This window comes from Actinoplanes lutulentus (assembly GCF_003259845.1).
GTDB classification, from domain to species: Bacteria; Actinomycetota; Actinomycetes; order Mycobacteriales; family Micromonosporaceae; genus Actinoplanes; species Actinoplanes lutulentus.
Map to the genome: position 1 here is coordinate 310,878 of NZ_QLMJ01000004.1, position 21,815 is coordinate 332,692.

Sequence of the window (21,815 nt, forward strand, 5' to 3'; positions counted from 1 at the left end):
AAAGGACACCGCCATGTACCGCTACATGCTCTCCTACACCTCTCCTGAGGCTCAGGGCTTCAAGAACGGCAACTGCGAGGTCACCCTCCCCCTGCCGATCCGCACGATGGACGACGTCAACACCGTCACCAAGATGCTCAAGGAGCACTTCGGGCTCAGCAGCCCGCTGTTGCTCGGCTTCTCTCGCTTCGAAGACATTCCGCCTGCTCGGCAGGCGTCATGACGACCGCCGTGTCCGCAACGGACACCTCCCAGCCCGCGCCGCGTAAGCGGCTCAACGCTGACACTCTCCAGGTCGGCGTCCTGATCCTCATCGTCTTGTCCGTTGGCCTGATGGCCGGTGCTGCTTCCTTCACCCACGTCCATGACTGGACTCTCGACAACAGCCCTGCCGACACCCCGGAATGGTTCGGCTGGGCGAATGCGGTCATCTCAGAGTTGATCCCGACCGCATCCATCATCGAGATCGGCCGTCGCCGTCGCCGTGACCCGCACGCGAAGGTCGGCTACCCGATGCTCCTGTTGTTCGGCGCTGTCGGCTTCTCGCTGACCGCGCAGCTCGCCGTTGCCAAGCCTGGCGTCTCCGGCTGGGTGGTCTCCGCCCTGCCCGCGCTGGCCTTCCTCGGCCTGTCCAAGCTCGTCTTCTCCGTCACCAGCAAACGGCCCACCGACCCGGTCGCGGCTGACATGCCGGCCACCTCACCCGCCACGTCTCTCGACACCACGCGCGTAGAGGACCGCCCGGCCGCCGCATCCAAGACCAGGGCCACCACACCCCGTAAAAGCACACCGGCGAAGAAGACCCCAGCGAAACGGACCCCGGCCAAGAAGACCAGCCCGGCAGTACCGAAGCCCATCCCGGCTCCGCCGCCTGAGGCTGACGTGACGGTTCCCGCTGCGCCGGTCATTCCGCGGTTCCCTGAGCCGCTGCTGACCAACGCCCGGAGCATCGCCGCCTCGCACCGCGACGTCTACGGCGAGGACATCAACGCTGGCCAGCTCGCTGTCCGGCTGCGTGTCCCCAGCTCGCAGGCGACCGACATCCTCACCCAACTCGAAACGAACCCGCCGATCCCGGCCACCACCCGGCCGCACAACGGCAGCACCGTCACGACGGTCACCGCATGACCAGCTCGACGCTGCCTCTCGCGCCCACAACCACCACGGTTGTGGGCACGGGGGAGAACGCCGATAACTGGCCCTGGGCCACGTCCACCACCACACCCGCCACGCCGCACCGCGATGCCCGGCTCGGCTTCGAACCGGGCGAAGTCGCCACCGCCCGCCGCCGCGTCCGCTCCGGCGAATTCCCCGACTGGCTCGATCACGTCAGCGCCGCCGCCGCCTGCACCCGGCCGATCCGGCTCTCCGGGCAGATCGACGTCAAGAACCGCGACGGCTCGATCATGCACTCCATCGACACCGACACCATGCCCGACGGCGTCATCTACACCCCGTGCGGCAACCGCCGCGCCAGCGTGTGCCCGTCTTGCGCCGAGGTCTACCGCCGCGACACCTTCCAGATCATCCGCGCCGGGCTGGAAGGCAACCGCTACGGCCTGCCGCCGCTCGGCGAGCACATCGCGATCTTCCTGACCGCCACCGCACCCTCGTTCGGGCCGGTCCATCACCGTGTCGTCAAGACCCACGCCGCCGACTGCCGCAGCCGGGAACGCTGCACCTGCCGCGCCTCGCTCTGCCGGCCTTTCGGCAAGGCGTGCCCGCACGGCGTCGAGATCCGCTGCACCGCCCGCCACAAGACCACCGATCCGGCGGTCGGCACCCCGTTCTGCCTGGACTGCTACGACCACGACGGGCAGGTCGTCTGGAACCACGAAGCCCCCGAACTGTGGCGTCGCACCGTCCAGGAAGCCGACCGGGAACTGGAACGGCTCGGCAAACGGCTCGGTGTCACCCTGCGCCGCCGCTACGTCAAGGTCTTCGAATTCCAGGCCCGCGGCGTCATCCACTACCACGCGATCTTCCGCCTGGACGGCTACCACCCGGACTGCCCCTCCGCGATCGTCCCGGCCGACCGGGCGGTCACCCGGGCCATGTTCGCCAGCGTCCTGGACACCGCATTCCGCAAGACCAGCTACACCAGCCACACCCATCCGGCTCACGGCGGCAAAGGGTGGCGGATCGCCTGGGGCACTCAGGGCCTGGACCTCAAAGACATCAACGCTCCTGGTGGCGACGACAACCTGACCAAGCTGACTGGCTATCTCGCGAAGTACGTCACCAAGAGCACCGAGGTCACCGGGCAGGTGTTCCGCCGCGTCGATGACATGACCGTCGAACTGCACGCCACCCCGGACACCCACCTCGGCCGGCTGATCCGATCGTGCTGGGACCTCGGCATCGCCGACGGCTGGCAGCGGCTGCGCCGCTACGCCCACCAGTTCGGGCACGGCGGCCACATCACCACCAAAAGCCGGGGCTTCTCGGTCAACTACACCTTCAAGCGCCTCGAACGCACCATCTGGCGGCGCACCCAAGGCTTCCCCCATCTCTGGGATGAGCAGGAAGCCGACCTCGTCGTCTACCGGCTCGGCTACCACGCCACCGGCTGGATCACCACCGGTGATGCCCTGCTCGCCAACTCCGCCGCCGACGCTGCCCGCCGACAAGCCGACACCGCCCGCGACTACGCCGACCCGGACCCGGCGCCCAAGGTCCAGCCTCTCGCCGCCTGACACGTACGTGTCAACCGTTCCTTGACAACTCCACAGCGATACGACCCCGCGCCGCCCAGGCGCGCCTGGGCCCAGACCTCTCGTCTGCCAACAGAAGGAGCACCACCATGACCACCACCCGACTCCGGCCTCTGCTCGCGATCCGGCTCATCGGCCCCGCCGAGACCGTCACCGCGCAGAAGGCCCATCTCATTGGACATCTGGCCGCCATCACTGGCGACCGGGCAACCTGCCGCGTCAGCACCCACCCGGCCCGGCACACCGGAGAGATCCGCGTGTACCTCACCGTCACACCGAAGGGAGACGGATGACCACCACACCCACCCGCGAAAGCCTCTGGGACATCGAACAGGCAGCCGCCTACCTCGGCGTCCCGGTCCAAACCCTCTACGCGTGGCGCAAGCGCCACTACGGCCCGCCCGCCGGCCGCGTCGGACGGCATCTCCGCTACGACCCGGACGACGTCCGGGACTGGTTCCGAGTCCAGCGAGAGGCGGCGTAATGGGCCACGTGGAAGACCGATGGTTCAAAACGGTCGAAGGGCCTGACGGCAAGACGGCCCGCGTCAAAACCAGCCTGTACGGCAAAGGTCTCCGATATCGAGTCCGATACACGGATCCCGCCACCGGTCGCGAACGCAAGAAGTCGTTTCCCGACCGCGCCAAGCGGGCCGCCGACGACTACCTCATCTCCGTCGAGTCCGACAAGCTACGCGGCACCTACATCGATCCGGCCGCCGGCCTGATCCTGTTCCGCGACTTCGCCGAGACATGGATGCGGACCCGCCGATTCGACGCCTCCACCCGAGAGACCGTCGAGATTCGGGTACGGCGGCACCTCTACCCGTTCTTCGGCGACAAACAGCTCTCCTCGATTCGGCCGAGTCATATTAGGGAGTGGGACACCCAGATAACCGGGGTCATCGGACCCGGCACCCGCTCGGTGACATTCGCGCACCTGCGATCGATTCTGGGTGCCGCTGTCGACGATGAGCGCATCGGCAAGAACCCGTGCTCGGCCAAGTCCGTGGAACCGCCCCGGCCGGATGAACGCAAAGTCGTTCCATGGACTCTGGAACAGGTCCAGGCCGTTCGCGCGGCGATTCCCGCCCGCTATCAACCGGTAGTCGATCTGGGCAGCGCCTGCGGGCTGAGACAAGGCGAGATCTTCGGCCTGGCAGTCGAGGACATCGACTTCGTCGGCGGCTGGGTTCACGTCCGGCGGCAAGTCAAACGGGTGCGTTCGCGACTCGTCTACGGGCTGCCGAAGAACAACAAGGAACGTCGGGTGCCTCTCGCCGAAGCGATCCTGGACGTGCTGGCACAGCACATCATCGACGTGCCACCACTGGCCGTCACCCTGCCGTGGGAAGACCCCGCCAGCAATAAGCGGGTTACGGCAACACTGCTGTTCACCACAACCCGTAAGAACGCGATCAACCGGAGCGATTTCAACCCGGACTTCTGGCACCCGGCCGTCGAGAAAGCCGGACTGCCGCGTGACCGAGCCAACGGGATGCACGCACTGCGGCACTTCTACGCCTCGGCCCTACTGGACGCCGGCGAAACCATCAAGGCACTCGCCGCGTACCTCGGCCACGCCGACCCCGGCTTCACACTGCGGACCTACACCCATCTCATGCCGGCCAGCGAGGAACGCACCCGCGCCGCCATCGACGCGCTATTCGGGAAGCCGCGAACACCTCTCACGCCCCAGAGACGCCCTAGAAGGGCCTGGAAGCGGCGTTTCCGCAGCTCAAAGCCTGTCTAAGGAACAATGTCCGGCGTACAGGCCGACTCGTCCGCCGCCCTCAAGGTCATGGCCTTGGGCGCGGCGCTGACCAGTATCTATACATAGGCGCTGATGGCCAACGGTGAGCAACATTGAGCGGCATTTGATGGCCCCATGATGGCCCCATGGCCCCATGATGGCCCGAAGCTCGACACCCACTCAATACAAGCCATCGACCCGGCGCCCATCCTTATCCGTGACGGTCACCTTCTTGACGTTCATACACCGCCAGATGCTGAGGCCGCCTGGGTATGGATGTACGAGGATCTCGGGTGGTGAAGGTCCCGCCATGATTACCGTGATGCGGTCTCCCGGTTTCATGCGAACGATGCCGCCCTCGGGCTCAAATTGCGCCTCGTAGCCGGGAAGATCCTGCGGCGCGTCTACCACCAGGGTGACCGTGTACTGAGCGCGTTCCGCGCCGTCGGCGACCATCCGAGAAGTCTAGAAGGGTCGCCGAAGCACGCGGGGACTAGAACCCCAAAGATGGATCATGGGTGTCAGCGGCACCGAAACCGCCCATGACCTGGCGTTGCTCCTCGTCGCCTCACGGTGCCTGACACCGCTTTACAGCACCAGATGTCCCCAATGTGTCCCCGATGATCTTCCTCGGCAGGCGGCATGAACCGCGTCCGACCTGGCTCGATCAAGCTCACGGTCTACCTGGTCTTCACCAGTGGCCGTGGCGGTGCGCTCAACCGAACGACGTTCAACCGCTTGTCCTGGCACCCGGCCATCGCCGCCGCCGGGCTGGAGCAGGTCCGGGCCAACGGGATGCACGCCCTGCGGCATCTGTTCGCCTCCACCCTGCTCGACGCCGGCGAGAACATCCGCGCGATCTCCGAGTGGCTCGGCCACTCCGATCCGGCATTCACGCTGCGCGTCTACACCCATCTCATGCAGTCCAGCCAGGGCCGCGCCCGGACCGCGTTGGACCAGATGCTGCACGAGCTGATGGCCCGGCCGTGGCCCCAGGGACGAGATGATCAATGAAATGCCAGCTCAGGCCGTCTGTACTACGCAGAATCCGGCGTACAGGCCGACTCGTCCGCCGCTCCCAAGCTCACGACCGCGAGCTGCCTACTGAGCAGGCAATATTGATGGTGGCCAATGGGCACTGTTGGTCATCTTTAGTCAGCGTCAGACGCCCTGGAGACGCCCTGACGCCCTGAAGGTCATCGATCACCGCGGATAATGCGAGCCTTGGAGCCAGCTACTTGGCCTGCGGAAAAATCTCCTCGTGGGTAGCCCTCGATGCGGGTCCACCTGTGTTCGCCAATACTGGAGTGCCATTGCCGCTTCCAATGGCCGCTGACCCAGTGACCACGACTCGTGCCACTGCAATGCCACTTAGCTTAAGTTGATCTTGCTGGTTGTCGGGTGACGGGATAGAAGCGGATTGTTGCTGGTCCGGGGTGGCGGATGCTGGCGGGTTCGTCGCGTTGTTTGGTGCGGTATCGGTTGTGGCGTGCGCGTTTGACGGCGCGGGGGCAGGTGCGGTGGCGCCGGGTCGGGTTGAGCCGGGCGGTGATGTGGGTGTGGATGCCGGGTAGGGCGTCAGTCCAGTCCTGAGGGGGGAATGTCCGCCGTTCCGGTGGCGGAGCGGCGGACCAGGCGCAGGACTCGGGTGAAGCTGATTCGGTCGGGGTCGATCGCGGCGGCGTCGGCGGCTTGGACTATCAGGGTGGTCAGGGCGTGGTGGACCAGTAGCCAGGCCCAGATTTCTTGGTGCACAAGGTCGGGCAGTTTCGATCGCAGGACTTTGCCGGGGCCGCGGAGGTGGGTTTTCAGCTGGTCCTGGGCGGTTTCCTGTTCCCAGCGCAGGTGGTAGGCCTCGGCGAGCTCATCGGCGCGGGCGGCTTTCGGGTTGAGGATGGTGGTGACCAGGGTGATTACCTCGCCGGTGCCGTTGCCATCGCGGTCCGGGACGTCGTACTCGATCACCCGGGCCAGCCGGGCCCGGGGCCAGCCGCGGTCGTCGACGGCGTCGGGGCAGTCGCCGAAGTCGCCGGACCGGGCCGCGGCCAGGATCCGGGCCCGGCCGGCTTTACTCACGTGTTTGTCGACCAGCACGCTCAGATAGGTGCCGTCGGCGAGGACCTCGACCACGTCCAGGCGGACCCCGGCCTGAATACGCCAGAGCAGGTCAGCGCCGGTCGCCGCGGCCCGGTCCCACGCCGGATAGGAGTAGAAGTTACGGTCCGCGGTCAGCAGTTCGCCACGACGCAGCCGTGAATACAACGCCATCGCCAGAGTCTGTTCCCCGTGCGCCCACGGCCCGACCCGGGCGGCCATGAACGCATGAGTGCCGCACTCGGTCAACGCCACCACCCGGGCTTTCGGGAACGGCGACACCCCGGAGCCGCTGCTCGATCGACCGAATTCCGCCGCGTTCGCTGCGGTGTCCGGCACGTCGACGACGAAACCGTCGACTGCCAGGACCCGCCAGGACCGCAGCCACGCCCCGACCGTCGCCGCCGCAGCGAGAGGCCCAGCGACCTGCTCGAACACCTCCTCCAACACGTCGCGGCCCAGCCGTTGCCGCGCTTGGCTGATCCCACCGGTGGTCGGCGCCGACCACGACGCGTCCCAGCACCCGAACCGATCCAGCGACCCGGTCACCTTCGCCGCGACCTCGGCATAGTCATCGTCGGGGAACAGCCACAACCCCATCGTCAAATACGCCGTCACATGCGGCGGCAACTTCCCGCCCGAACGCTGCGCCCCGACCCCACACGCCGCTACCGCGGCATCGACCGCGTCTCGCGGCACCGCGGTCACCAACACGCCGACCGACACCTGATCCGCCGTGACATCCACACCCGACACGGCGGCCATCACACCAGAACCACCCGCCGCCACCCACGACCAACACCCCAACCCAGCAAGATCAACTTAAGCTAAGGGGCATTGCGTGCCACTGGCCCGGACGTCCCTCGCCGCTTGCAGTTCGGCGACGGCGTGTTCCGGATGACGCAGATACACCCTGCGAATGCGTGGATCGGTCATGCCTGAGCGAGCTGCCACCTTGCGTGCAGCCTTGGATCCGCTGTACTCGCTTTCGCCGGTCAATGGTGACCTGATGAGCCCGGTCAACACCTGAAGTAGCTGAACGGCGACCTCACCCTCACGAGGGGATCCGATTTGGCGGATGCCGAGGGTGGATGGGCTGAGGCCAGGCGCGAGGATAGTGTGTCTCGGCTGGTCGCTCCAGCCCACCTTGTCCAGTCCTCGATGCTGATTCCACGTCAGAAGAATGACTGTGCTGCCGTCACGGCCGGTGGTGGACCAGGTGATCGCGCTGATTTGTTCCTTCGGAAGCTGGGGCTGGCCGGCGTCGAGGATGCGCGGCAGGGGCTTGGCCAGGATGACGATGCCGTCCGGGTCCAGTAGTTGATGGGCCTCTAGAGGCTCGTCCGGGTAGCTGTCTGCTGCGGCGGCCCACATGTCCACCATCGGTGGATCGCACCATACGAGCGTTGCAGCGGCGATACTCTGGCTGAAGCTGCTGGCCTCTCGCTTAGCGCGCTCCCAGTCGGGCGGTTCGACCGCTGGGAATCGTGAGTGGATGAGCTCGCCGACGGCGTAGGCACATTTTGCTCCATCTTTGGCGGAGAGCCAGCGGGCCAGCGTCGCTTGCATCCGGAGAGCGTCGTCTACGGTCAAAGAGTTCACCGCATCGATCCTCCAGACAGGACGGCTTCACCACAACGTGCCAGGTGGTGGCGAAATCTTGCATCTTGCCGATGCCGCCAACAGGGACTTCAACCTTGTAGGCCCAGCGGCACCCTGCCTCTCGGTGTTCCGATCATCGTGCCCGGTACATTGCCTCTGTGGCAGACGAGGTGAAAGTCTCCGTTCCCGGTGTCGCGAGCCTGCCGCCGGCGACTCGCGCATCCGTTGTTCAACACGTGGAACGGTGGGCACGCGATCTGCTAGCAGAAGCGAGCCGTGTAGAAGCAAGCGATCGAACGGGCGGCGGTCCGGCGCAGATTACCGTGACCCACGTTGAGATTGCCGCCTTCTCCAAGACAAGAGGTTTAGGCGGAGGGAAAAAGGATCTCGCAGGAGCGACGTTGTCTGCCGTAGCTGTCGTATTTGGCATCGCAGCGGGCTGGTTTGGCAACCATACCGATGAAGTTTATGGCGTTTGGGGACTGGTATTTAGCGCCGTCGTCGCCGCCACCGCCGTCGTCTGGGGGTTCAAGCGATGACCGACTTCGAGGACCAGGGGCTTCCGGCTATTTCGCAAGACGCCGAAGAGTTTCTAAATGCAGCAATGGAAGAAATCAAGAATGATGTCAGGAGCAGAGCACAGGTTGCGGCCAACCTCGGGGGGTTAACGTCAGAGCCAGCTGGCGTTCGCGACGTGGCGCTTGCAGTTGCGCAGGTGCGCATAACTGACGAGGTAGCCGAACGGCGCGCCAGGCGCGAACAGCGGCTCATCCAATTGACGGATTGGGTGACCGCCGTTTACGCAATTATCGGTGCAGCCTTATTAACCGCCTCGAACCTTGGGTGGTTAGCCACAAATAAGGATCAATACGCCTACATTGGCGGCATTCTCTTGGGTTCTGCGGTGCCCACTTTCGTGCGAGCTATCATGCTGAACAAGAACCCGTGGCGACGTAGACCGACTGCACCCGAAATATCGACCGGCGGCAGCATCGGCTCAATGTTCCTGGAACGCTGGATTGCAATTGAGCAGATAATCAGGAAGTCGTCTGATTCACAGGCCACAATCGCGCAACGTTCGGCTTTGCCACTCTCAGTGCTGATTCATGAATTCGCAGCGGCCCGCAACCTGGGATCCGCGTCAGCGGACACTATGATTGCCTTACTGAAATTCAGAAATAAGGCTTTACACAACCCTGACGAAATCCGCCCAGGGGAGACCGCAAAAATGCTAAGGGATGCGGACAAAATGTTGCGCAAGCTGCGCGCAACGTCCTAAGCTTGCACCATCCCGTCGGCCTTCGTCCACACATCGTGGTGCACCGACCTTGCCCAGGCAGGCCCCTGACTACTCGGCTTCGCCTGGACGAAGGGTGACGGGATGGCACCACCCATCCCAGAGGGCAGAGTCCCCGCCGGAGGCGTCACGCCACCGAGAGTCAGAAGCCCCGGACTGCCGGCTACTTCGGCGGCCCGGGGCTTCTTCATGTGTCGCGCCTGCCGCAGGGCTGAAACCGTCGGGGTGCGCCCTTGCGCTTGCGCTAAGGGCGCGGGGTCCCCGATCGGCGGGCCTCCGGTCCGGCCCTGCTTGGGCGGCGCGAGCGGTCGGCTTTGGCCGGCCGCCTTGAACCCGTACAGAAACTTCTCACAAAGTTGGACTGCCTACTCGGCGACCACGTCCATAACGATGACTGTCACGTTGTCTAGACCACCCTGGCTGAGAGCAGCCGCCACGAGTTCATCGGCCACTTCCTCAACGTCGTCGCGCTTGCCCACGATACGTTCGATCTCCTCGCACGGGACATAGGAACTTAGTCCGTCGGGGCGCAACAGAATTCGGTCCCCTACCGCAAGATCCAACAGCGTCAAGTCCGGTGAACGACCGCCCTTCGACCGTCCAGGAACCGGGTCAATTTCTCGCCAAGGCTGGGAACAGCGTCGACACCCGCAACTAGGTTCTTGTAGATGTGGTCATCGCTTAGCTGCACCAACTGACGGATACCGGAATCGATTTCGCGCATACGGTACGCGCGAGAATCTCCGATATTGGCTAAGCCAAGGAAGCCTCCGACGCCCCAGAGACGCCCTGGAAGGGCCTGGAAGCGTCGCTTTCGCAGCTCAGGGCCAACCTGAGGAATAATGTCCGTCGTACAGGCCGACTCGTCCGCCGCCTGAAAGCCGAAGGAACCCCCGGCAAACCCCGGGTCACGAGGTTCGGTGGGCTCCCACCTCTTCGGTGTACATCACCCTTGTCTGGTTGAGCATCTGGTCCAGCTCGGATTGCTCCGCGCGTACCCTCGCTGCTCTCTCCGCGGCCTTGGCCGCGCGTGACCTTGCGCTTTCCTCTGCCACCCTGGCGGCCTTGGCCGCCGCTGCCTGATTGGCGCGCCGGGTGGCCGCGGCTTTCGCGGCGCGTGCCTTCGCCACCTCGGGATCAAGGCGGCGGGCGGGGCGCATGTCGAGCGTCGCCTCCACCTCGCGGGCCTCGATCGCGGCGAAGTCGGGGCGGATCTTGGCGGCTACCCATTCGACGCCGGCTACCAGGCCTACGACCAGGGCGAAGATGACGCGCAGGCCCAGCGGGCCGGGCGCCGCGAAGTTCACCGCCGCGGAGATGATCACCACCACGGCGAGGATCTTCATGGCGGCGCGTTTGGCGTCGGTGGCCATGCCGGCGGTCTGGCTGACCGTGAGCATGGAGAGCATGGCCAGGTCGAAGACGGCCGGGACGATCCAGGCGAACATGCCGGCGCCCAGGCTGACCAGAAAATGTGCCTGGTGCAGGTAACTGGCGGCCAGGGCGCCTACCAGGATCAGGTTGTTGGCCCGCTTGATCGTGCGGATGGCCCTGAGCATGCCGGGGACGGCGCCCTTCGCGTACTCAGCGGCGAACTCCTGGGTCAGGGTCATCATCAGGTAAGGACCTCGAAACGAAAGATAAGGCCTTGACACGAGAAAACGAACCAAAGGCGACGCTTGGGACAGACGCTACCGGAGGGACGTGAGCTGCACTCCGATTCGGAAGCAATCGTGAGCGACAATGGCCGCCGTGAGCAGGGAGAGTTCGCTGGCACGAGCAGCCGCGACGTTCGAGTGGGGCTGGTCGGCCGACGAGCTGGAGCGGCTGGTCGAGGCTGCCGGCTGGACCTGGCGTGAGCCGTCCGAGGGTGCCGTGACCTGCGACTTCGGCAGCAGCGCCGGGGCTTTCGTGTTCCGCGGCGAGGTTACCGCCGTCTACCAGAGTCTGGTGGAGCACGACGATGCCGATGTTCTGGCCCGGCGCGACGCGTTCTATCGCGCGGTCACCGGCATGACCCGGGTACTCGGTCCGCCGCCGACGCGGGTTCCCGGGCCGGATCCGAGTGTCGGATGGCACCTGGCGGCGGGGGTGCTCGACGTGGTGGACCGGCCGGGCGCGCTCGATGTGTGGCTGCGTCCGGAGCCCCGGCGAGCGGCGACACCTCAGATCAGCCCGTTGGAAAATCCGATCACCAGTGCGGCGCTGGCCGCCGCGGCCGCGTCGCTGCCGGTGAACACCGTGATGAGGATCGGACAAGAGATCGCGATCGCGCAGGAGCCGGACCGGCTCACGATCACCGTGGCCGGCGACCGGACGGTTCTCGGCTGGCCGGCCGCCGGGAAAGACTACGCGGAAATGGCGGCCGGCCTGGTCACGCGGTTGCCTGACCAGGCCGGCGTCACCTACCAGCAGATCTAGGTCGACGAAATCTTGTCCACCGGAGAAGCCGGAGAAGCCGGAGAAGGAGAAACGATCCGCGGATCACCCTCGTCGGCCAGATAATCGTCGGGCGAGGTCGCGTCCACCCCCTCCGGCGTCTTCGCGGCCCGCAGCACGAGCGTCACGATCGCCGCGACCAGCAGATTCACCAGCACGGTCACGAACCCGACGTAGATCGTCTTCTTGGTGTCGAAACCGAAATCGGACAGCGGGAACGCGGAACCGCCGAAATGCGCCCGCCCGGTCGCGGCGTTCGGGATCTGCCAGAGCATCCAGAAACCGAGCGCCATGCCGGCCGCCCAGCCCGCGATCAGCGCGCCCCGGTGCAGCCATCGGGTGTAGAGGCCGACGACCACGGCCGGCGCGGTCTGCAGGATGATCACGCCGCCGATGAGCTGCAGGTCGATGGAGAACTGCGGGTCCAGGAAGACGATGCAGGCCACCGCGCCGACCTTCACGACCAGCGAGGTGATCTTGGCGACCGAAGCCTCCTGCGCGTGAGTGGCGTCCTTACGCAGGTATTCCTTGTAGATGTTGCGGGTGAACAGGTTCGCCGCAGCGATCGACATGATCGCGGCCGGCACCAGCGCGCCGATGCCGATCGCGGCGAACGCGATGCCGGTGAACCAGGCCGGGAACTGCTGGTCGAAGAGCAGCGGCACCACGGTGTTGTTGTCGAGACTGCCCTCGCGGGCGCCGGGCAGCGGTTTCACCCCGGCCGCGATGGCCATGTAACCCAGCAGGGCGATCAGACCGAGCAGGAAACTGTATGCCGGAAGCGCCGACATGTTCCGCTTGATGACGCCTCGGTTCTTGCTGGCCAGCACCCCCGTGATGCTGTGCGGGTACAGGAAGAGCGCGAGCGCCGACCCGAGCGCCAGAGTGAAGTACTGCACCTGATTGTTGGCGTTCAGCAGGATGCCGTCACCCGGCGCCGGCGAGGCCTGGAACTTGGCGTCGGCGGCGTCGAAGATCGCACCCCAACCCCCCAATTTGTACGGCAGATACAGCACCGCCACCAGGATGACGATGTAGATCAGCGTGTCCTTCACGAACGCGATCAGCGCCGGCGCCCGCAGCCCGGACTGGTACGTGTACGCCGCCAGAATCGCGAACGCGATGATGATCGGCAGGTGCCGGGCGATCGCGCTCTCCCCGGTCACACCCATCGTCTTGAGCACCGCTTCGATGCCGATCAACTGCAGGGCGATGTACGGCATAGTCGCCACGATCCCGGTGATCGCGATGACCAGCGCAAGCGTCGGCGACTCGAACCGGCTCCGCACGAAGTCGGCCGGCGTGACGAAACCGTGCCGGTGCGACACCGACCAGAGCCTGATCAGAATCAGGAAGAAGAGCGGATAGATGATGATCGTGTAAGGCACCGCGAAGAACCCGGCGGCACCGGCCCCGAAGATCAGCGCGGGCACCGCGACGAACGTGTACGCGGTGTAGAGGTCCCCGCCGACCAGGAACCAGGTGACCCACCCGCCGAAGCTGCGCCCACCCAGGCCCCACTCGTCGAGGTGTGCCATGTCCTTCGGCCTGCGCCACTTCGACGCCACGAATCCCATCCCGCTGACCAGCAGGAACAGGAACGTGAAGATGACGATCTCGGTGATGTGATCGCTCATCGCTTGCCCCGCTTGGTCATCTGGTAGACCAGCGTCGTGGTGCCGACGCCGAGCAGAATGAAGGCGAACTGCAGCCAGTAGAACATCGGGAAGCCGGCCAAGCGCGGCTCGTCGTGGTTGTAGAGGAACGTCAGCAGCGGCACCACGATCGGGATGATGAGCAGCCAGTTCCAAGGGCTTTTATCGGTACGAGGACGATCCGGCTCAGCCATGTAACTCTCCCGTCACGCAACGGTGTGTTGTCCGTCACGTTAACGAGACATCGGTTGATCGGGCGATCCCCTATGCGCCGAAAGATAGATGGGGTGCGCCAAACGGCGCACCCCATCCCTTACAGAGCCGCCGTGATCGCCTTCGTCAGCGACGCCTTGGCGTCATCTCCGTCGAGCGACCACATCATCGCCCCGCCAAGCCCCTTGGCCCGGATGTACAGCGACTTCTGCAGCAGCACAGCCGGGTCGTCGTACGTCCAGAACGTCGTACCGTCGAACAGCCAGGCGTGCCCGTTCCGCAGGTCGCGGTGAACGGTGTACCCCTGCGCCGGCAGGTTCTTCAGGGTCTTCCAGTCCTCGGTCCCACCGCCGAAAACGCTCGGCGCCGGCCCGGTGGCCGGCTTGAAGAGGCCGTTGCCGCCACCGGTCACCCCGGTCCAGCCCTGGCCGTAATACGGCACGCCGAGCACCAGCTTCTTCTTCGGTGCCCCACCGGCGAGCCACGCGTTGATCGTGTTCTCGACCGAGAAGTCGGGGTTGTCCGGAGCGCCCGCGGGCACCCGCAGCGCCGACTGCTGGTTGGTCACCGGCTCCCATGTGCCGTGAAAGTCGTACCCCTGCACGGTCGCGAAGTCGAGGTACTTGAAGATCTTGCGCACCTCAAAACCGGCGTCGATCTTGGCCGGAGCGGCGGGCACGAATGCCGTCAGATCGTAGTGTCGACGGTTAGCATGGCCCAGCCTGTCCAACTGCGACCGGAACTCCGCGAGCAACAGCGTGAAGTTCTGCTTGTCCTCGGGCCGGATGACGTTCCCGACGTTGCCCGACGACGCGGGCCACTCCCAGTCCAGGTCGATGCCGTCGAAGATGCCGGCCGCGACGCCCGGGGCCAGCCCCGGCAGGTTGCCCTTGATCCACAGGTCGATGCAGGAGCTGACCAGCTTCTTCCGGGACGCGTCGGTGAGCACCGCGTCCGAGAAGTAGGCCGAACCACTCCACCCACCGAGCGAGATCAACGGCCGGATCTTGGGGTTCTTCTTCTTGAGCTCGGCGAGCTGGTTCAGGTTGCCGGCGATCGGCTGGCCGGCCACGTCGGCCACACCGTCCACGCTGTTCTCGGCGGAGAACGACGTCTGCCAGTCCGCCCATGGGTCGGCAGACGCGCAGACGCCATCGGCGGTGACCGGGCCGAACGCGTAGTTGATATGGGTCAGCCGCGCCGCCGCACCGGAGGTCTGGACGTCAGCGAGCTGGAAGTCACGTCCGTAGATCCCCCACTGCGTGAAGTAGGCGACCGCGACATGTTTCGAAGAAGACGAAGAATGAGCCTGTGCAGGGGACGGTGCCGCGGCCACGACGGACGCGGCAGCGGCCGCCACGGCAACGAGGCGACGGGATAAACCGCGCATCAGCCCTCCAGGGCGAAACGTTGAAGAAAGTTTCCTAATTGAGGAAGCTAAACGTCTCGCCCCGGGAGGGTCAATATCTACTTATCGAAGATGAGCAGTCTCGTTGACGGTTCGCACCGCTATGTTCCCATCCGGCCACACATCCATCGTGGACACACCCGCGGCGTCCAGGAAGAGCCGATGCAGGAACGCGTCGCCTGCGGCGAGCGCGTCCCTCAAAATCAGCTTGATCGGTGAGACATGCGAGACGATCACAACAGCTTTCCCTGGGTACGCGGAAAGCACTGTCGCCATCGCCCCACGAACCCGTTTAGCGACGGTCTGGAACGACTCGCCACCAGGCGGAGCGACGCTTGTCGACCCGAGCCACGCCTGCATCTCGGACGGCCACTGCTCCTGCACCTCGGCGAACGTCCGGCCCTCCCACAGGCCGAAGTCACACTCGATCAGGTCGTCCATCACCGTGACCGGCACACCACCCACCTCGGCGGCGATCAACTCAGCGGTACGCACACACCGCGACAACGGCGAGCTGAGCACAGCCGCCACATCCCGGTAGATGCCGGCCACCCGACCGGCCGCGGCCATCGCCTGAGCCTCGCCCTCGTCGGTGAGCGGCACGTCGCCGCGCCCGGAGTACCGGCCCTGCGACGTGAACGGCGTGGAGCCGTGCCGGACCAGTGCGATCCGGGTGGCGTTCTCCAGAGCCGGCGGCGCCCAGGACTTCGGGGTCGTGGTCGCGGCCGGAGCAACGGCAGCCGGCTGCGGCGTCTTCGGCGTCTTGCCGGCCGCCTCGTCCATGGCCCGGTTCGCGAGCGCGTCGGCGTCCTTGTTGCGCTCCCGAGGAATCCAGTCGAACGTCACCTCAGCGAACTTGCTCACCAGGGTCGCCGCCTCGGCCGCGAGCGGGCGCAGACCGGCGTTCTTGATCTGCCAGCGGCCGGACATCTGCTCGACGACCAGCTTCGAGTCCATCCGCACGTCGACCCGGGTGGCGTTCAGTTCGGCGGCGGCACGCAGGCCCGCGATCAGCCCGGAGTACTCGGCCACGTTGTTCGTGGTGATACCGGCCGAGTCCCAGCGTTCCAGCAGGATCTCGCCGGTCGCCGCTTCCTTGACCACGGCGCCGAACCCGGCCGGCCCCGGATTGCCCCGGGACCCGCCGTCCGCTTCGACGATGACGTGGAGCGTCACAGGCCGGACTCCGCGGTACGCACCATGATCCGGCGGCACTCCTCGCAGCGGACCACGTCGTCGGCCGGGGCCGTCTTCACCCGGTTCAGGTCGGCGCCGTACAGCTCGATCCGGCACCCGCCGCAACGGCCCGCGTAGACCAGGGCGGCGCCCAGGCCGGATTCCGTACGAATCTTGTCGTAAAGGGTGACCAGGTCGGCCGGGAGGTCAGCAGCGAGAGGGACCCGCGCGGCGGTCTTGAACTCCTGCTCCTTGGTGATCTCCGCGAAGGTCTCGTCGCGGCGGCGCTCCGCCTCGGTACGCCTGCCGATCGCCGCCGAGATCCGCGCCTGCACCTCGGTGAGCGTGGCCTCCGCGGTCTCCCGCTGCTCCATCAGCTCCAGCTCGGCGTCCTCAAGCTCGGACTGGCGCCGGTTCAGCGAGGTCAGCTCGTGCTGGAGACCCTCGATCTCGCGCAGCGCGCCACCGGCGTCGAGCCGCTTCTTGTCCCGGTCCTTGCGGAGCCGCACCTGGTCGATGTCCTTCTCCAGCCGGCTGATGTCCCGGTCCAGGTCGTCGACAGCGACCTGGGCGCGAACCCGGTCGTCCTCCAGCGCGGAGACCTCACGCGCGACGGCGTCGATCTGGGCCAATTCGGGCAGGGACTTACGGCGGTGCGCGAGCTGAGCCAGAGCGGTGTCGACGGCTTGCAGGTCGAGCAGGCGGCGTTGGGCTTCCGGGGCGGCCTTCACGGGTGGTTCTCCTTCTCCTCAGAAGCGGAATGAACGGTCCAGGGATCGGTGTCCAGGTCGGACACCACGACGTCGACTCCGAACTCCTCGCGCAGCCAGGACGCCACGTCGTCGAGCCAGGGCCGCTCGCTCGCCCAGTGTGCGACGTCGAGCAGGGCCGGGCCACCACTCGCGAGATGCTCGCTGACCGGATGGTGGCGGAGGTCGGCGCAAAGGTACGCGTCGACGCCGGCTCGCGTCGCGGCGGGCAGGAAGGAGTCGCCCGCGCCACCACAGACCGCGATGGTACGGATCACCTGTGCCGGGTCGCCGGCAGCGCGTACCCCGGCGGCGGTGGCCGGAAGACGGCTCGCGGCAAGGCTGGTGAGCTCGGTCAGGGTGAGCGGTACGGGCAGCTCGCCGATCCGGCCGAGACCGCGGCCATCACCGGCAGCCGCACCCTCGGCGGGCACGAGCGGGCGCAGGGCGGTCAGGCCGAGACGGGCGGCGAGGGAGTCGGAGACGCCGGGGTTCGCCACGTCGGCGTTGGTGTGCGCGGTGTAGAGCGCCACGTCGCCCCGGATCAGCCGATGAATGATCCGGCCCTTGAACGTGTCCGGGGCGATCGACGACACCGGTTTGAGCAGCAGAGGGTGGTGGGCGACGATCAGGTCCGCGCCGATGGCGAGGGCCTGCTCGACCGTTTCCGGCACGCAGTCCACGACGCAGAGGACGCGTTGCACGGGGACATCGAAGTCGCCGAGCACCAGCCCCACGCGATCCCAGGATTCAGCCCAAGCTCGTGGGTAACGCGCGTCGAGGGCTTCGACCAAAGAGCGGACTGTCACGACCGCCAACTCTATATGGCTAGGAAACCGCTCCAGGCTCGACTCGGCTGCCCACCCCAACCGGCCCGCTCACAGCCTGCAAGGCTCGCCTCCAGGGGAACTGCGGACGGTAGCGATCGGTCTGCCCCGGGGCGCCGAGGCGGCAGACGTCCTCGCCGTAGAGCACCTGCACGCCCCAGTCCCGCAGTTTCGCCAGGCTCTCGTGCAGGGAGGGGTGCAGCGCCATGACCTTGTTGGTGTACGGGACGACGGCGGTCGGCACGCCGTACCCGTACCCCTCGACCAGCAGACCGAGCACCAGGGTGTCGGTGATCCCGTGGGCCCATTTGTTTACCGTGTTGACCGTGGCCGGCGCGACGATCATCGCGTCGGCCTGCGGCAGCACGTCCGGGTCGCCGGGACTCTTGTAATCGGAACGGACCGGGTGGCCGGTCTGTGCCTGAAGGGCCGCGACATCGACGAACTTGCGGCCGTCCGGGGTGGTGATCACGCAGACCTCCCAGCCGTCGCTCTGGGCGAGGCTGACGAGGATCCCGACGTCCCGGGCCATCGGTGAGCCGCACACGAGTACGTACAGCACACCGGGTGAGGGGTTACCCGTAATCACGCCCGAACCCACCTCATACGCCGACTCCCATCTGTTCTGCCAGCTCCGCGATCGGAGCCGGTGGCGCGCCCCGGGTACGCCGGAGCACGTCGGAAAGGACTTCGTGGGCGAGTGGGCGGCAGCGGATCTCCGACGGGGCGAGCCGGTCGCCCTCGAGCAGCATCTCGCCTGCCCTCTCCACGTCGCCGATCTGTGTGTAGCCGCGAGCGATGTCCAGGAAGTGGTGGGCACGCCGCTCCGGGAGCATGGCGTTGAACCCTTCCTTGTTCATCCGCTCGTGGGCTTCCACAGCCAGGCGACCGTCGCCGAGCTCGACCGCGGTCGCGCAGCGATGCAGCTGCACGTTGGTCGGCCCGAAGCAGGTCCAGTAGTGGTTGAAGTCGCCACCCAACTCCAGCGAGGCCTGTTCGGCACCGCTGAGCAGGTCGCGCACGGTGGCGGCGTCGCCGATCCGTGCGGCCGACATGGCGCCGTTGAGCAGCAGCATCCCGTAAACGGACAGCTGTTCCCCACGAGCCCGTTCCGGGCCCGGCGCGAGCCGATTAGCTATGTTGACGTTCACCTCGAGCGACGGCCGGACCCGGCCGAGCGCGAGCAGAGCACTGCCGACCCGGTAACTGGCCAGCCCGGCGAGCAGCTGGTCGCCGGCCCGCTGGGACACCGCGATCGAGCGGTCAGCGGCGAGCCACGACAGTTCGTGCTCACCGACCTTGCGCAGCGCGGAGCTGGCGATCTGATAGACCTGCCCGAGCAGGTGCGCGGCGGCAGGTGCCTCGTCACTGTTGGCATGGGCGCTGTCCGCCGCCTGCGCGTCACGCAGCAGCTTGGGAAGTGCCCGGGCCAGCACGCCGTACTTCGCGTGCTGGTACGTCAGCCAGGCATGGCTGACCGCTTTGCGCATCTCCGCGAGCGGCGGCGAATGTGGCACCGCCTGGAAGAACGCACTCATCTGGTCATAACGCTCCAGAGCCGCACGAATCTCCTCGACCTCAACCTGGTCGATGCAATTCTGCGTCTCCGGCTTGCGCTCCACTTCCTTGCCCAGCAGAAGCTGGACGTCGACCTGGAGCACATCCGCGATGTCGTACACCACTGAGAACTTGTCGAGTCGGCGAACTCCCCGCTCCACCTTGTCGACCCAGCTCTTCGATTTGCCCAGCCGGTCCGCGAAGACCTGCTGGGACATCTTGCGTCGGCCACGCCAATAGGCGACGCGGCGGCCGATCGGCAGCTCGTCCACGGTGCCTCCCCCAACTCAACCGGCGGCCCGTCCGCCGATGAGCCATCCGGTGTCAATCGCAGTGTGGACTATTCACGTGTCCACAGATCGCACAGCGTGTGTGATCGCCTGCTCACCGATGCTCGTAGTTTTTGTGCAAGTTGCAAAGGGTGGATCTGCCCGTCCCAACGACGTTCATCGTCATCGGATACGGCTGTTTCGCCCGCGACCGCAGCCGCAGACCCGGATACGGGGGTTATCGAGCCATGCAGTGGACCAGCCGTCAGCCGTTCGTCCCACCCGCGCTCCTCGATCGTCTCGACCGTGTGCGCCTGCGCCGTGCCGCGCTGCGGTACGCCGCACACGGCTGGGACGTGACACCCGGCGCGTACCTCGCCGGACATCGATTCCACTGCGGCCGACCCGGATGCACGATCACCGGATGCCATCCGGCGCTCGATGCCTGGGCCGAGTCGGCCTCCGGAGATCCGATCAGGATCTCCGCCTGGTGGCGCCATCAGGCGCACACCGTTCTGTTGCCCACCGGGTCGGCCTTCGACGTCCTGGAAGTGCCGGCCACATTGGGCAGTCGAGTGCCTGACCTGGGACCCGTCGCGGTCACCGGAGCCGGGCGATGGATGTTCCTGGTGAGCCCCGGCCAGTCGCTGCGCCCGGAGTTGGAGCAGCGACTCGACGTGATCCTGCACGGCCTCGGCTCGTGGATCCCCGCGCCGCCGAACCGCCTGCCCGACGGCCAGGTCCGCTGGACCGTCACGCCGGAGCAGGTGGATTGGCGACTGCCCGACGCGGAACGCGTGCAAGACCTGCTCGCCGCTGCCGCCGGACCGGTGCGTGCCCGCCCGGCGATCCCCCGGCAGCTGTCCACTGCGCGCCGCGCGGCGTGACCGTCGTCGCCATGAGCGGACGGTCTGCCTGATGTGGGCACGCGAACACATGTCATTCGACAAGTTAGCCCGTCAGGACCCTGTGGCGCGAGTCACCCGAACAGGTGACCACCATGAGTGAATTCAGCTAGCCAGATCACGGTAAGCGGCGATCACGGCCTCGGTGCGGTCGGCCAGCTCCGGCCCGCTCTCCGCGACGGCCGGAGAACCGGTCACCCGGGCGAGGGTCCGCTCGGCGTACCGTGCGGTGGCCGCGACCTGGCGCTCACGCAGGAAGCTCTCCCCCGCGCGGGCTGCCGTGTCGATGCTGCGCAGGATCCGGTTCGCGGCCTCGCCGGTCTCCCGCCACAGCGCGTCGGCGCGCTCCGACTGCTCGGCGACCGCGGCACGGGCCGGGCTGTCCGCCGGGATGTCACTGACCTCGACGCCGCTCAGATCGGCACGAAGCCGGCGCAGATCCTGCCGCCGGGTGAGCACGGTGGCGAGTTCGTCCAGGGCGCGGGTCAGCGAACGGTCGGCCAGCACCGGGTCGACCATCCCGTCCAGCGCCGGCCAGGTGCCCCGAACCCGGCGCGAAGCGGCCAGCGCACCGTCGAAAGCAGTCCGCTCGGCAGCCGTCCACAGCACCCGCGACTCCTGGTCACGCGGCACCGCGAACGCTCCCGGCTGCGCGGCACGAGCCTGCCGGCGCCAGACGTACCCGACCAGCGCGGCACTACCCGCCATCGCCAGCCACCAGTTGATCCCGAAAACGCCGGCCACCGCGGAGAGAAGCAGCAGCGGCAGCGCGAGGCGCGCCACGAAGACCACGCGCCGCTCCCGGGTGCGCCCGCTGGGCGCGCACGGCACGGTCTCCACCAAAGACCCGACTCTGGTCCGTCGAGCGCGCCCGCTGCGGCTCTTGATCGGGTACGCGCAAACGACAGTCTTCTCACCGTCAATACCGACGTGCAGTTCCGTGCCCACGGCAGTCCTCCGTCACGTCGAGACATCCAAGCAGCCCAAGCCGCGTTTTCCAGGCAGCCCAAGCCGCGTTTTCCGGGCGACCCAAGCCGGGCTTTCCGGGCGACCCAAGCCGGGCTTTCCGGGCGACCCAAGCCGGGCTTTCCGGGCGGGCCCAGCCGCCAGGGGTACCGGCCGCGACCCGCCCACCAGCAGGTCATCCCGCCGGCACCG

The 21,815-nt window shown here is 66.6% G+C and carries 24 protein-coding genes; 11 read left to right on the top strand and 13 right to left on the bottom strand.

Annotation, left to right across the window (positions count from 1 at the left end; genetic code table 11):
• The first annotated feature begins 13 nt into the window (after window positions 1-13).
• From B0I29_RS11725 to B0I29_RS11750, 6 genes are all read left to right on the top strand, one after another.
• Window positions 14-223 (top strand): hypothetical protein, encoded by a 210-nt coding sequence (locus B0I29_RS11725; RefSeq protein ID WP_111648946.1) that lies wholly within the window; start codon window positions 14-16, stop codon window positions 221-223.
• Window positions 220-1,128 (top strand): hypothetical protein, encoded by a 909-nt coding sequence (locus tag B0I29_RS47700; protein ID WP_181557772.1) that lies wholly within the window; start codon window positions 220-222, stop codon window positions 1,126-1,128. Before B0I29_RS11725 ends, B0I29_RS47700 begins: the two co-directional genes overlap by 4 nt.
• Entirely contained in the window at window positions 1,125-2,696 is a 1,572-nt protein-coding gene (locus B0I29_RS11735) for a replication initiator (protein WP_111648947.1), read from the top strand. The genes B0I29_RS47700 and B0I29_RS11735 overlap by 4 nt, the downstream gene beginning before the upstream one ends.
• A 107-nt stretch (window positions 2,697-2,803) precedes the next feature.
• On the top strand, window positions 2,804-3,007 hold the full coding sequence (locus B0I29_RS11740) for a hypothetical protein (protein ID WP_111648948.1): 204 nt from the start codon (window positions 2,804-2,806) through the stop codon (window positions 3,005-3,007).
• Window positions 3,004-3,198 (top strand): helix-turn-helix domain-containing protein, encoded by a 195-nt coding sequence (locus B0I29_RS11745; protein WP_111648949.1) that lies wholly within the window; start codon window positions 3,004-3,006, stop codon window positions 3,196-3,198. The genes B0I29_RS11740 and B0I29_RS11745 overlap by 4 nt, the downstream gene beginning before the upstream one ends.
• Entirely contained in the window at window positions 3,198-4,466 is a 1,269-nt protein-coding gene (locus B0I29_RS11750) for a tyrosine-type recombinase/integrase (protein ID WP_111648950.1), read from the top strand. Before B0I29_RS11745 ends, B0I29_RS11750 begins: the two co-directional genes overlap by 1 nt.
• A 180-nt stretch (window positions 4,467-4,646) precedes the next feature.
• Here B0I29_RS11750 and B0I29_RS11755 read toward each other — a convergent pair whose 3' ends face one another.
• On the bottom strand, window positions 4,647-4,922 hold the full coding sequence (locus B0I29_RS11755) for a hypothetical protein (protein WP_111648951.1): 276 nt from the start codon (window positions 4,920-4,922) through the stop codon (window positions 4,647-4,649).
• A gap of 186 nt (window positions 4,923-5,108) precedes the next feature.
• On the opposite strand from B0I29_RS11755, the gene B0I29_RS11760 reads away from it, so the two are divergent.
• Window positions 5,109-5,480, top strand: coding sequence for a tyrosine-type recombinase/integrase (locus tag B0I29_RS11760; RefSeq protein WP_111648952.1), 372 nt, complete (start codon window positions 5,109-5,111; stop codon window positions 5,478-5,480).
• 564 nt (window positions 5,481-6,044) lie between these two features.
• Here the strand turns inward: B0I29_RS11760 and B0I29_RS11765 are convergent.
• The gene (locus B0I29_RS11765) at window positions 6,045-7,316 is read right to left on the bottom strand and encodes an IS4 family transposase (RefSeq protein ID WP_245972451.1); all 1,272 of its coding nucleotides are present in this window, start codon (window positions 7,314-7,316) and stop codon (window positions 6,045-6,047) included.
• Window positions 7,317-7,382: 66 nt separating this feature from the next.
• Window positions 7,383-8,129 carry a hypothetical protein gene (locus B0I29_RS11770; protein ID WP_146616767.1) on the bottom strand — a complete coding sequence of 249 codons (747 nt, stop codon included), beginning with the start codon at window positions 8,127-8,129 and terminating at the stop codon, window positions 7,383-7,385.
• Between the two features lie 191 nt (window positions 8,130-8,320).
• Between B0I29_RS11770 and B0I29_RS45185 the strand changes: the two genes are divergently transcribed.
• Both B0I29_RS45185 and B0I29_RS45190 read left to right on the top strand, forming a co-directional pair.
• A complete protein-coding gene (locus B0I29_RS45185) occupies window positions 8,321-8,701 on the top strand; it encodes a hypothetical protein (protein ID WP_146616768.1) in 381 nt (126 codons plus the stop codon).
• Complete coding sequence (locus tag B0I29_RS45190; RefSeq protein ID WP_146616769.1) at window positions 8,698-9,441, top strand: hypothetical protein; 744 nt, start codon at window positions 8,698-8,700, stop codon at window positions 9,439-9,441. Before B0I29_RS45185 ends, B0I29_RS45190 begins: the two co-directional genes overlap by 4 nt.
• Before the next feature lie 926 nt (window positions 9,442-10,367).
• Here the strand turns inward: B0I29_RS45190 and B0I29_RS11780 are convergent.
• Window positions 10,368-11,075 (bottom strand): DUF2637 domain-containing protein, encoded by a 708-nt coding sequence (locus tag B0I29_RS11780; protein WP_111648955.1) that lies wholly within the window; start codon window positions 11,073-11,075, stop codon window positions 10,368-10,370.
• A gap of 136 nt (window positions 11,076-11,211) precedes the next feature.
• Here B0I29_RS11780 and B0I29_RS11785 point away from each other — a divergent pair, with 136 nt between their 5' ends.
• Window positions 11,212-11,880, top strand: a complete 669-nt coding sequence (locus B0I29_RS11785) for a DUF6301 family protein (protein ID WP_146616770.1) — start codon at window positions 11,212-11,214, stop codon at window positions 11,878-11,880.
• On the opposite strand, the gene mctP is transcribed toward B0I29_RS11785, so the two are convergent.
• The 8 genes from mctP to B0I29_RS11825 form a co-directional block, all read right to left on the bottom strand.
• Window positions 11,877-13,535 carry a monocarboxylate uptake permease MctP gene (mctP, locus tag B0I29_RS11790; protein ID WP_111648957.1) on the bottom strand — a complete coding sequence of 553 codons (1,659 nt, stop codon included), beginning with the start codon at window positions 13,533-13,535 and terminating at the stop codon, window positions 11,877-11,879. The genes B0I29_RS11785 and mctP overlap by 4 nt on opposite strands.
• Window positions 13,532-13,747 carry a DUF3311 domain-containing protein gene (locus B0I29_RS11795; RefSeq protein WP_111648958.1) on the bottom strand — a complete coding sequence of 72 codons (216 nt, stop codon included), beginning with the start codon at window positions 13,745-13,747 and terminating at the stop codon, window positions 13,532-13,534. The genes mctP and B0I29_RS11795 overlap by 4 nt, the downstream gene beginning before the upstream one ends.
• Window positions 13,748-13,866: 119 nt before the next feature.
• Entirely contained in the window at window positions 13,867-15,156 is a 1,290-nt protein-coding gene (locus tag B0I29_RS11800; RefSeq protein ID WP_111648959.1) for a glycoside hydrolase family 18 protein, read from the bottom strand.
• Window positions 15,157-15,237: 81 nt separating this feature from the next.
• Window positions 15,238-16,350, bottom strand: a complete 1,113-nt coding sequence (locus B0I29_RS11805) for a bifunctional RNase H/acid phosphatase (protein WP_111648960.1) — start codon at window positions 16,348-16,350, stop codon at window positions 15,238-15,240.
• On the bottom strand, window positions 16,347-17,081 hold the full coding sequence (locus tag B0I29_RS11810) for a zinc ribbon domain-containing protein (protein ID WP_111648961.1): 735 nt from the start codon (window positions 17,079-17,081) through the stop codon (window positions 16,347-16,349). Before B0I29_RS11810 ends, B0I29_RS11805 begins: the two co-directional genes overlap by 4 nt.
• Window positions 17,078-17,908, bottom strand: coding sequence for a Nif3-like dinuclear metal center hexameric protein (locus B0I29_RS11815; protein ID WP_111649165.1), 831 nt, complete (start codon window positions 17,906-17,908; stop codon window positions 17,078-17,080). Before B0I29_RS11815 ends, B0I29_RS11810 begins: the two co-directional genes overlap by 4 nt.
• Window positions 17,909-17,927: 19 nt before the next feature.
• Window positions 17,928-18,515, bottom strand: coding sequence for a flavoprotein (locus B0I29_RS11820; protein WP_111649166.1), 588 nt, complete (start codon window positions 18,513-18,515; stop codon window positions 17,928-17,930).
• A 13-nt stretch (window positions 18,516-18,528) separates the two neighbouring features.
• Complete coding sequence (locus B0I29_RS11825) at window positions 18,529-19,755, bottom strand: helix-turn-helix domain-containing protein (protein ID WP_111648962.1); 1,227 nt, start codon at window positions 19,753-19,755, stop codon at window positions 18,529-18,531.
• A 245-nt stretch (window positions 19,756-20,000) separates the two neighbouring features.
• Here B0I29_RS11825 and B0I29_RS11830 point away from each other — a divergent pair, with 245 nt between their 5' ends.
• The gene (locus tag B0I29_RS11830; RefSeq protein WP_111649167.1) at window positions 20,001-20,639 is read left to right on the top strand and encodes a bifunctional DNA primase/polymerase; all 639 of its coding nucleotides are present in this window, start codon (window positions 20,001-20,003) and stop codon (window positions 20,637-20,639) included.
• Between the two features lie 123 nt (window positions 20,640-20,762).
• Here the strand turns inward: B0I29_RS11830 and B0I29_RS11835 are convergent, their stop codons facing one another.
• Window positions 20,763-21,497: a hypothetical protein gene (locus B0I29_RS11835; protein ID WP_245972488.1), complete on the bottom strand. Its 735-nt coding sequence runs from the start codon at window positions 21,495-21,497 to the stop codon at window positions 20,763-20,765.
• Between the last annotated feature and the right edge of the window lie 318 nt (window positions 21,498-21,815).